The 10,561-nt window shown below is 67.3% G+C and carries 6 protein-coding genes; 4 read left to right on the top strand and 2 right to left on the bottom strand.

From position 1 onward, the window contains the following. The 4 genes from GXY33_08540 to GXY33_08525 all read left to right on the top strand — a co-directional run. Positions 1 to 318: efflux RND transporter periplasmic adaptor subunit (locus GXY33_08540; GenBank protein ID NLX05177.1), on the top strand; the 318-nt coding region annotated here is incomplete at its 5' end. A 29-nt stretch (positions 319 to 347) separates the two neighbouring features. Beyond that, positions 348 to 2,231, top strand: coding sequence for an HlyD family efflux transporter periplasmic adaptor subunit (locus GXY33_08535; GenBank protein ID NLX05176.1), 1,884 nt, complete (start codon positions 348 to 350; stop codon positions 2,229 to 2,231). A 14-nt stretch (positions 2,232 to 2,245) separates the two neighbouring features. Next, positions 2,246 to 4,423, top strand: coding sequence for a hypothetical protein (locus GXY33_08530; protein NLX05175.1), 2,178 nt, complete (start codon positions 2,246 to 2,248; stop codon positions 4,421 to 4,423). A 61-nt stretch (positions 4,424 to 4,484) separates the two neighbouring features. Further along, the gene (locus GXY33_08525) at positions 4,485 to 6,410 is read left to right on the top strand and encodes a prepilin peptidase (protein ID NLX05174.1); all 1,926 of its coding nucleotides are present in this window, start codon (positions 4,485 to 4,487) and stop codon (positions 6,408 to 6,410) included. Between the two features lie 38 nt (positions 6,411 to 6,448). On the opposite strand, the gene GXY33_08520 is transcribed toward GXY33_08525, so the two are convergent. Together GXY33_08520 and GXY33_08515 are read right to left on the bottom strand one after the other, a co-directional pair. Next, positions 6,449 to 9,079 (bottom strand): response regulator, encoded by a 2,631-nt coding sequence (locus GXY33_08520; GenBank protein ID NLX05173.1) that lies wholly within the window; start codon positions 9,077 to 9,079, stop codon positions 6,449 to 6,451. Between the two features lie 50 nt (positions 9,080 to 9,129). Further along, positions 9,130 to 10,561: cadherin-like domain-containing protein (locus GXY33_08515; protein ID NLX05172.1), on the bottom strand; the 1,432-nt coding region annotated here is incomplete at its 5' end.

Genomic DNA, 10,561 nt, shown 5'->3' with positions numbered 1-10,561 from the left:
CCCGAGCCGGGGGAGTCGGTGGATGAACTGGAGGCGGTGGTCCGGGTGGTGGTGATCGACCCGCTGTGGATCGACGTGCCGGTTCCGCTCTGGCGGGCGCGAGGCCTGAGGCTGTCCGGGGTTGCGCAGGTCCGGTTTGGCGATTCGACGGAGACGGCGGAAGGTCGGATCGTCCACGTTGCGGCGGTCGCCGACGCGGGCAGCGACACGCTGGCGGTGCGGGTGGAGTTGCCGAATTCCGAGCTTCGGCCGGCGGGCGAGCACGTGTGGGTTGATTTTCCGGTGACGCAGACTCAGCCGGCGCGGCAGGACCGATAGCGGTTGTCGCCGGAAAGGAGCGAGCGGTTTTGGGCACGATATACGCTGAGACGATGACGCATGCTTGGGCCTGGCCGGGGTCGGTGGCGAGCGAGCTGATCGACGAGCTGGCCCGTTTCGAAGGGCCGCCGGAGCAGTTTCTGGCCCGGCTTCTGGAGGGCCAGTGTCGGCTGGCGGGTGCGTGTGAGGGGGCGATGCTGCGGGTGCGGCAGGGCGCGGCGGAGGTCATTGGCGTTTATCCGGGGCCGGCAAATGAGTCGGCCAGGCCGTCGTGGTTGGACGGATCGTTGATCCTGTCGCGGGACGTTCTGGCGGCCCGGCGGGTCGCGGTCAGGCCGCTGCCCGCTTTGGACGGCGCCGATGGCCAGTCCACGGAAGGGTATCTTCTGATCGTTCCGCTTCGTCCGTTGGGCGGCGCGCAAGGGCTGGCGGTGTTTCCGGTCGAAGCGGACGATCCGGCGAGTTTGTCGGTCCGCTGCGAACAACTGGAACTGACCGCGGGCCTGCTGGGTCTGTACGAGGCGCGCCTGTCGGTTCGCGCGCGTCAGGTCCATTCGCAACGGCTGCAGAAGGCGATGCTTCTTTTGTCGGCGGTGCACCGGCCGAGACGGTTTGACGCGTCGGCGATGGTCATGTGCAACGAGGCGGCTTCGGAGTTTGCGTGCGAGCGGGTGAGTCTGGGGGTTTTGAAGGGGGCGTACGTCGAGCTGCGGGCGATCAGCCACACGGAACGGTTCAGCCGGAAGACGAAGCTGGCACAGGCCATCGAATCGGCGATGGAGGAATGCCTGGATCAGGACCAGGAGGTTCTCTATCCGTGCGATCCGGGCGCGACCTGCGTGAATCGGTCGGCGTGCGCGTTGGCGAAGAGCCATGGGACGGCGACGGTGCTGAGTGTGCCGCTGCGGCGGGACGGTCGGTCGGCGGCTGTGGTGACTCTCGAGCGGCCGTCGGAGCGGCCGTTCGATCTGGCGGAGATCGAGACGCTGCGGCTGGTCTGCGAGTTGTGCGCGCCGCACCTGATGACCCTTTACGAACAGGATCGTTGGATCGGCGCCAGGGCGGCGGCGGGCGTGCGGGCGACCGCGGCGCGGCTGGGCTATCCGGAGCATACGGGCAGGAAGGTCGCGGCGGGGGTGGGCGTGGTCGCGGTGCTGTTTTTGCTGTTGGCCAGGGGGGAGTATCGGGTGGAGGCTCCGCTGGTGACGAAGGCGACGGGGCAGCGGGTCGTGCCGGCGCCGTTCGACGGGTACCTTAACGAGGTGTTCGTCTCGCCGGGCGACGCGGTGACCGCGGGTCGGACGGTGCTGGCGACGTTGGATACGGCGGAAGTCCATCTGGAACTGGCCGGCGCCCGCGCCGAGCGGCTGCGGTATCTGAGGGAGGCGGATCGCGCGATGCGGGACGACAAGACGGCTGAGGCGCAGATCGCCCAGGCGCAGGCCGCCCGGTGCGAGGCCATGATCGACGTGCTGGAGTACCGGGTCAGTCAGGCCCGGATCGTCGCTCCGCTGAGCGGTTCGGTGATTACGGGCGACATGAAGCGTCATCTCGGCGCGCCGGTGCAGACGGGCGACGTGCTGTTTGAGATCGCCGCGTTGGATTCGCTGTACGTCGAGATGGCGGTGCCGGAAGAGCGGATCGCGGACGTGGGCGCGGGCCAGCGGGGCGAACTGGCGGCGGTTTCGTATCCGGAGCAGCGGATTGCGTTTGTCGTGACATCGATCAATCCGGTCGCGGAGGTGGTCAACGGCAAGAACGTGTTCAAGGTGCGCGGACAACTGGACGCACGGCCCGACTGGATGCGTCCGGGGATGGAAGGATTGGCGAAGATCACGGCGGGCCGGCGGCGTTGCCTCTGGCTCTGGACGCACGACCTGGCCGACTGGCTTCGCATGAAACTGTGGCTGTAGATGCAGGGATGGTCATGACCGTGGATCGTCCGACGTTCAGCGAATCGTGGTATCGCGTGGCGGATTCGGCGCCGCGGTTGAAGTCAACGGCCCGGACCTACCGCCAGCGTTCGCGCGGGCGGCTGTGGCACGTGGTCCACGAGCAGTCCGGCGACCGGTTTTCTCGCCTGAGCGAGGCGGGCTACCGGTTTGTGGCGCTGCTTGACGGACGGCGGACGGTGGGTGACGCGTGGCGGATTTGCAGCGAGCAGTTGGGCGACGAGGCGCCGACGCAGGGCGAGGCGATTCAGATTTTGGCGCAGCTCTACAGGGAGAACCTGCTGCATTCGGATCTGTCGCCGGACGTGGAAGGCGTTTTGCGGCGCCAGCAGGCTGAGAAGCGGCGGGAGGTCGGCGGCCTGCTGATGAATTTCCTGTTTGTCCGATTGCCGCTTGTGGATCCGAACGCGTTTCTGGACCGGTGGACGGCGGTGTTCGGCCGGATGTTTTCGCGTTGGGGCGCGGCGGTGTGGATCGGGCTGGTGGCGATCGGTTTGTGTTGCGTCGCGGGCCGGGCGGAGGCAGTGGCCGGTCAGGCGTCGGAGGTGCTGGATCCGGAGAACCTGCCGCTGCTGTATCTGTGTTTTATCGGGCTCAAGGTGCTTCACGAGTTCGGGCACGCCTTTGTGTGCAAGAGGTTCGCCGGCGACACCGGCGCCAACGACGAGATACACACGATGGGGGTGATGATTTTGGTGTTCACGCCCATTCCGTACGTGGACGTGTCCAACGCCTGGACGCTTCGCAGCCGGTGGCATCGCGTGGTCGTGGGCGCGGCGGGCATGATGGTGGAGCTGGCGGCGGCGGCGGTTGCCGCCGTCGTGTGGGCCCATACGGCGCAGGGAACGGGTCTGCACGCGGTCTGCTACAACCTGATGTTCGTCGCGGGCGTGTCGTCGCTGCTGTTCAACGGCAATCCGCTGTTGCGGTACGACGCGTACTACATGCTGTCGGACCTGCTGGAGATTCCGAACCTGGCTCAGCGGTCGACCGAGTGCGTGCGGTACCTCGTCAAGCGATACGGGTGGAAGGTGCTGCACGCGCACAACCCGGCGCGGAGCCGTCGCGAGGCGGCGTGGCTGTGCGCCTATGCGTCGCTTTCGGTGGTCTATCGCGCGTTTGTCTGCGTGGCGATCGTGCTGTTCGTCGCGGACAAGCTGTTTGTCCTTGGTTCATTGCTGGCCGCCGGCGCGGTCGTGGCGTGGGTGGGCGTTCCGCTGGGCCGTCTGGCTCACTACCTTCTGGTCGGCGGCGAGGTATCGCGGGTCAGAGGTTGGGCGGTCGGATCGACGCTGGCGGTTCTTGTGACTGTTCTGGCTGCGGGAGCGCTGATCCCGATGCCGCAGCGTGCGCGGGCCGAAGGCGTGGCTGAGCCGGTGCGGATGGCGGTCGTCTACGCTGCGGCGGATGGGTTTGTTCGAGACTATCTGGCTTCGGGTTCGACGGTCGGCGCGGGCGATCAGGTGTTGGTGGAGTCGACCAACGTCGAGCTCGCAGCCGAGCGGAAGGCCCTGCTGGCGCAGCGGGATGGAGCCACGGCTGAGCGGCGGATCGCTTTGACCGAGGATCCCGGGACGGCGCAGGTGCTCTGCCAGCGGCTTCGGGCGCTCGATGACAAGATACGACGGGTGGAAGGCCAGTTGTCCTGTCTGGCCCTGAAGTCGGAACTGCCGGGCGCGTGGGTCTGTCCGGACGTCGATCGCCTCCAGGGGGGGTTTCTGCGCCGTGGCGACAGGGTTGGCACGGTGATCGGCGACGAGGGGCTCTTGATACGGGTGGTGGCTGGGCAGCACATGGCGGCGCGGATTGCAGCGGAGGCGAACGGGCTGGTCGATATCCGGGTCAAAGGCGCGCCGGATCGGCAGTTGCGGGGCACGATCGACGCGGTACTGCCGGCGGGCAGGCAGGAGCTTCCATCGGCGGCTTTGGGATATGGTGCGGGAGGATCGGTCGAGACGTTGCCCGACGGCGGCGAGGGGATTCAGTCGGCGGAGCGGTTTTTTGAGATCCGCATCCGCCCCGACGCGGACTCGGACGTGCGTCTGCTGAGCGGGCAGCGGGTCGTGGTTCGTTTCGAGATGCCGGCTGAGCCGTTGATGGTTCAGGGTTGGCGGTCGTTGCTTCAGTTGTTCCAGCGGAGGTTCCACGTCTAACGTGACAGCCATACCGGGCGCTACATGGCGAATGCTTGCCGATCCACCTTCGCGCGACGATATGCCGCAAGGGTTGGACGCGGTCTGGCACGCGGTGGCCGGGGCGGTGGATCGGGCCATGCCGCGGACGAAGCGGTTTCTCCGTCAGGCGGACTCGGTGCTGGCGTGGGAGCGGCGGTTGGCTGGGATATCCGACGCCGGCCTTCGGGCCCGGGCGGAGGTGCTTCGCGAGCGTTTCCGTCTGGGTCGCGAGACGAAGGAGGACCAATACGAGGCGGTCGCGGTGGTCCGCGAGGCGGCTTGGCGTCAGATGGGGCAGCGTCCGTTTCCGGTCCAGTTGGCCGGCGGGTTGGCTTTGGCGTCCCGCTGCATCGTCGAGATGGCCACGGGGGAAGGCAAGACGCTGACGGCGGCGCTGGCGGCGACGCTGATGGGTTGGCGCGGGCGCGGGTGCCACGTGGTGACGGCCAACGACTATCTGGCCCGGCGCGACGCGGAGTGGATGGCGGCGGTCTATCGGTTTTGCGGTCTGAGAGTCGCGCACATCGAGAACGGCATGCCGCCCGACGAGCGGCGCAAGGCCTACGACGCCGATATCACGTATTGCACGAACAAGGAAGTGGCGGCGGACTATCTGCGGGACCGGCTGGTGCTGGGGCGCCGGCAGGAGCTCGGGGCGATTCTGTTGGCCAAGAAGCCCGGCGGCGGGAGCGTGATGGATCGGGTGGTCCAGCGCGGCCTGCACTATGCCATCGTCGATGAGGCCGACTGCCTGCTGATCGACGAAGCCGTCACGCCGCTCATTCTCTGCGGCGACTCGCCGAATCCCGATCAGGTCCAGGCGTTTGGTCAGGCGTCGGGCCTGACGGACCAACTGGTCGCGGGCCGGGACTATCGGGTCGATCGCCGTCGTCGGGAGATCGGCCTGACCGAGTACGGCAAGCAGCGGTTGGCCGCCCTGGCGACGGCGCTTGGGGCGTTCTGGCGGGGGGCGCGCCGGCGCGAGGAACTGATCGTCCAGGCGTTGACGGCGAGGGAGTTTTATTTGCCGGGCAGGCAGTACATGGTCGACGGCGGGAAGGTGGTCATCGTCGATGAGTTCACCGGTCGGCTGATGCCGGACCGCCAGTGGCGTGACGGGCTGCATCAGGCGATCCAGGCCAAGGAGTCGCTGGCGATCGAGCCGCCGAAGGAGACGCTTGCCCGCATGAGTTTTCAGCGGTTCTTCCGATCGTACAAGGTGCTTTGCGGGATGACGGGAACGGCGGCGGAGGCCTGGCGGGAGTTCTGGCAGGTGTACCGGCTGCCCGTCGTGCCGGTTCCGACGCATCGCCCGTGCATTCGCGAGCGGCTGACGGACCGCATCTTCAGGACGGAAGAGGCGAAGTTCCGCGCGGTGGTCGAGCGGGTTCGGGCGGTGCATCAGACGGGCCGGCCCATTCTGGTCGGAACCCGAAGCGTCGCGGCCAGCGAACACCTGAGCCGGCTGCTGGAGGCGGGGGGTTTGCCCCATCAGGTTCTCAACGCCCGGTACCACGCCGAGGAGGCGCGGATCGTGGCTGAGGCGGGTCAGCGGGGCCGGATCACGGTGGCGACGAACATGGCCGGTCGCGGCACGGACATCAAGCTGGGTCGAGGGGTCGGCGAGCTGGGCGGGCTGCACGTTCTGGCGACGGAGCGGCATGAGGCCCGCCGGATCGACCGGCAGCTTTTCGGCCGCTGCGCCCGCCAGGGCGATCCGGGAAGCGCCGAGACGATGGCCAGCCTCGAGGATGAGCTGGTGTGCCGTTACGCGCCCCGCACGTCGATGATGCTGCGAAGGCGGTACGGCGGGGCGGGAGAGGAAGTGGTTTCCGCGTTGGCGGGACGGCTGTTCGATGGCGCCCAGCGTCGGGCTGAACGTCTGGCGCGGCGTCAGCGTCAAGCCGTCCTTGCCGCCGACGATTGGCTTGACCGTGAGCTGGGATTCTCCGGCGCGGGGGAATGAGGGGCGCGCCGCGGCGCCGCTCGATGGCTGGCGATCCGTCACCCGTTGGTGGCGAGCACGTCGCCTTCCATGGCTGAGGTCAGAGCCGCCAGAAGCCGCTGGCGCTCGTTCTCCAGGTTCGTCAGTGTGGCCGTCGCCTCGACCGCATCGCCGCAGAGGCCCAGTTCCTCCATTTCGCGTGCGACCTCGAAGGCCGGCCAGGCCCGCAGCGCGCCCAGGGAGCCCTTGAGGGCGTGGGCGGAGCGGGCCAGCGATTCGGCGTCCGAATCGGCGACGGCCCGTCGAAGTTCTTCCATCAGCTTCGTTTCGTTGGCGATGAACGTTTCAATCAGTTCCCGCACGAAGGTGACATCGCCGTCCACCAGATCGATCATGCCGGCGATGTCCACGACGTTGCCTGCCGCCGGTTCGTCGGCGGGAGTTGCCGCTTCGGCTTCGACGGCGTCGGGCGGGCGTTCGACCGCTGCACCGTCGGCGGCGACCGGCTGTTCTTCCAGCGGCTGGAGGTACCGGCCTATCGTCGTAAAGAGCGCATCCCGGTTGATGGGTTTGCTCACGTAGTCGTTGAAGCCGTCGGCGATGCATTGCTCGCGGATCCCGGCCATGGCGTGGGCGGTCAAGGCGATCACGGGCATCTCATAGCCGCGGGCCCGCAGTTGGGCCACGGCGTCGTTGCCGTCCAGTTCGGGCATCATCAGATCCATCAGGATCAGGTCGTACGGCCGTCCAGCCTCCCAGGCGTTGCCGGCGCGGGCCACGGCGTCGGCCCCGGTTCCCACGATGTCCACTTCGAGGCCCACTCGGCGGAGCAGCAGCGAAATCAGCATCTGGTTGTCGGGGCCGTCTTCAGCCAGGAGCACGCGTCCGGACCACCGCAGGCTCGATGAGGCCGCCGGCGCTTCGGCGCTGGCGGCGTCGATCGCGCTGCCGGCGTCGACCATCCGGAGTTCGGAGTAGGTTCCGGCGTCGATCCGGACGGTGAACGTGCTTCCGCGTTTGGGCTCGCTGGCGACGGTCACGTCGCCTCCCAGCAGGCGGGCCAATTGCCGCGAGATGACGAGGCCCAATCCGGTGCCTCCGTACTTGCGGGTCGTCGACTGATCGGCCTGGCTGAACGGCTTAAACAGCCGATCCAACTGTTCCGGAGTCATGCCCAGGCCGGTATCCTTCACGTCGAACCGCAGCACCGCCCGGTCCTCCGCGGTCGGCCCTTCCACCGCCGCGGCGATCGTCACGCCGCCCTTGTCGGTGAACTTGATGGCGTTGCCGGCCAGGTTGACCAGGATCTGCCGCAGCCGCGTCGGATCGCAGCGGATCGTTTCGGGAACCGGTCCGTGGAACTCCATTTCCAGAGCGATGCCCTTGTCCCTGGCCCTCACGTCGAGCAGCGACCGGACGTCCTCGACGATGCGGGCCGGATTGGTGTCGATCAGTTCCACCTGCATCTTGCCCGCTTCGATCTTCGAGAGATCGAGCAGGTCGTTGATCACCGTCAGAAGGTGCTCGCCGTTGCGTCGAATGGCGTCGATCCACTCCGTGCGCTTCTCCTGGTCGCCCTGCGCCTCCCTCAGGACGTCGGCGAAGCCGAGGATGGCGGTCATGGGCGTGCGGATCTCGTGGCTCATGTTGGCCAGGAACGCGCTCTTGGCCTGGTTGGCTGATTCGGCGGCCTGTTTGGCGGCGCTGAGTTCGGTGTTCTGTCGGGCCACCTTGTCCCGCGATTCCCTGAGCAGGGCCATTGTCTGGCGAAGCTGGGCGTTCTTCTCCTCGATGTGCGTCATGTCGTCGAAGGTCACCAGGACGCCCCGCTGCTTTCCGTCCTCGCCCAGGATGGGGGCGGCGTTGACCGCGAATTTCCGATCGCCGGGTTTTCCGGAGAAATGGAGCTGGGTTCCGGTGCAGGCGGCGCCCGTCGTCAGGACGTGGAGCCAGGGAAGCGTCTGGACGGACGATTCGAGTCCCGCGTCGCTCCAGCCCAGCCGCGACGCCTGCCGCCCCTGCAGGGCGGCTGACGGTTCGCCCACGTGCCGCTCAAAAGCCTCGTTGGCCAGTACGATCCGCTCCTTTTCGTCGAGCACCAGGACCCCTTCGGCCAGGGTGTCGAGCATGGCCTTGACGCGGTCGGGAATGACCGATGAGGGATCGAGGTGCTGGAGCGTTCGCCTGAGGTACACGAAAAAGAGAATGGAACCCGCGACGGCGATGAAAAGGGCGAGTCGGATGATGGGACGGCCCAGAATGCCCAACACGCCGGTTCCCGCCAGGGGCGTGAAACGGATTTCGAGGGTTCCCCACCGCTGCTTGTCGCGGAAGAGGGGCACCTGGACCTGCTCCGCGGTCGATCTGTCGCCGGACATGGTTTGCCAGTGTCGGCGGTGGTCGCCGGATTCGTCCAGGAGCTCGCCGGCTGAGCTCCGCAGGCCGACGGAAACGACCTCGGAGCTGCGCTGGACGAGTTCATCCATGGCGGCTTGGATCGCGCGATTGTCTCCGGTCTGCATGGCCAGGGCGCAGCAGACGGCCAGGGACTCGCAGAGCTGTTTCCTGCTATCGAGGGCGGCCCTGGAATGGTCCGGGATCAGGCCGAGGAATTCAGCTCCCAGGACGAGGCTGATCGTCAGGCTCACCAGCCCGATGGTCAGTCGACTTGTTGCCGTGAGGCGTCTCATATCCGTTGTCCTCTGTTCAACGCGTCACACCCGGTCGGACCGCGGTACGGCTAGTCCACCAGGCGCCGCAGTTTGTCTTCGCTGTCGTCCTCTCCGTCTCTTGGTCCGGCGGCCGGACGGTTGGCGGGAAGGACGTTCTTGTTGCTCCAGTTGTCCAGGATCGGCACGGGATCGAACCACCGCCACAGGGGCGTGGTGGCCAGCAGGCTGGTCAGCAGCGACGCCGCGCGAAGGCACCAGGTCACGTACCCCGCCGACAGCAGCAGACTCACGCCGGTTACCGCGCCCACCTGGATCGCCTCGCGGTCCTGGGCCAGGGCCAGTTCGGAGTCCATCTGCGATTCCATCCGGCTGATCGCCTCCTGCAGGGCCGGGCTTTCCACGATGACCGCAGGATCGCTGTCGCTCTGGGGCGCCGGAGCGTTCTGTGCGGGCGGGGCGGTGTCGGCGGTCGCGGTTTCGCTGAGGCTTCCGGCCGGCGCGATTTCGGGCGCCTCGCCGTTCCGTGCTTCAGAGACGCCTTGTCCGGCGGCTTCCTGAGGCTGCTGATCGACGGCCTGCTCGCTCTCTGAACCCGAACCGTTTTCCGACGGTGAGTCTTCTCCCGCTGTCGCGCCGTCGCCGTCGGAGGGGATCGCCGAGCTCGGGTTGGTCATCTCCTCGTCATCGAAGACATCGTCGGCGACTTCGACGGGCGCCGGCGGCAGCGGAGAGTCGATATCGCCGAGCGGTTCCGGCTGAGGAGCGGCCGGCGCCGGGGTGTTCGGGGCAATGGGCTCATTGCCGCTGGTCGGCGTATCGGCCGGCGAATAGGCCGGCTGTGGGCTCGGCTCTTCGTTGACCGTCGTTTCGGCCGGCTCCTGCGGTTCCTCCGGTTCTTCCGGTTTTTGCGGCTCTTCGGCCTTCGCGACCTCGATCGTAACCGCGATCGGATCGGACGTCGTTTCGCCGTCGTCGACGCTGTACGCAAAGCCGTCGGCGCCGTAGAAGCCTTCATCCGGCGTGTACGTGAAGGATCCGTCGGCGTTGAGCGTCAGCGCGCCGTGGCTTGGCCCTTCGACCAGCACAGCCGTCAGGGCATCGCCGTCGGCGTCGCCGTCGTTGTTCAGCACGCCGCCCGTGACCGTCAGCGCGCCGTCCTGCGACGTGGTGTACGAGTCGGACGTGCCGTAGGGCCGCTCGTTGACCTCGGCGACCGCGATCGTCACCGTGGCCTGGTCCGAGAGGCCATAGTCATCCTCAACCTGTACGACAAGCTCGAAGCGGTCCTGTGCCGCAGAACTCAAGCCGCTTTCGCCGACCGTGATCCGGCCGGTGGCGGAGTCGATGGCGAAGGCGTTGCCCGTATTCCCGCTGATGATCGAATACCGCAGCGTATCGCTCGTGTTGGGATCGTCAGCCGCGACGGTTCCGACATACGTTCCACTCTCAGCGGTCTCTTCCATCTCAAAGGACTGATCCGCCACCACCGGGGCGTCGTTG

It is taken from the genome of Phycisphaerae bacterium (genome assembly GCA_012729815.1).
In the GTDB taxonomy this organism is placed as follows: domain Bacteria; phylum Planctomycetota; class Phycisphaerae; order JAAYCJ01; family JAAYCJ01; genus JAAYCJ01.
Note: the sequence above shows the minus strand (reverse complement) of the source record. Positions and strands in the feature narration are given on the sequence as shown.

Bases quoted from the DNA above. Each gene is read 5' to 3' on its own strand.
- GXY33_08530 (NLX05175.1), top strand. From the start codon at position 2,246: ATGACCGTGGATCGTCCGACGTTCAGCGAATCGTGGTATCGCGTGGCG.
- GXY33_08525 (NLX05174.1), top strand. From the start codon at position 4,485: ATGCCGCAAGGGTTGGACGCGGTCTGGCACGCGGTGGCCGGGGCGGTG.
- GXY33_08520 (NLX05173.1), bottom strand. From the start codon at position 9,079: ATGAGACGCCTCACGGCAACAAGTCGACTGACCATCGGGCTGGTGAGC.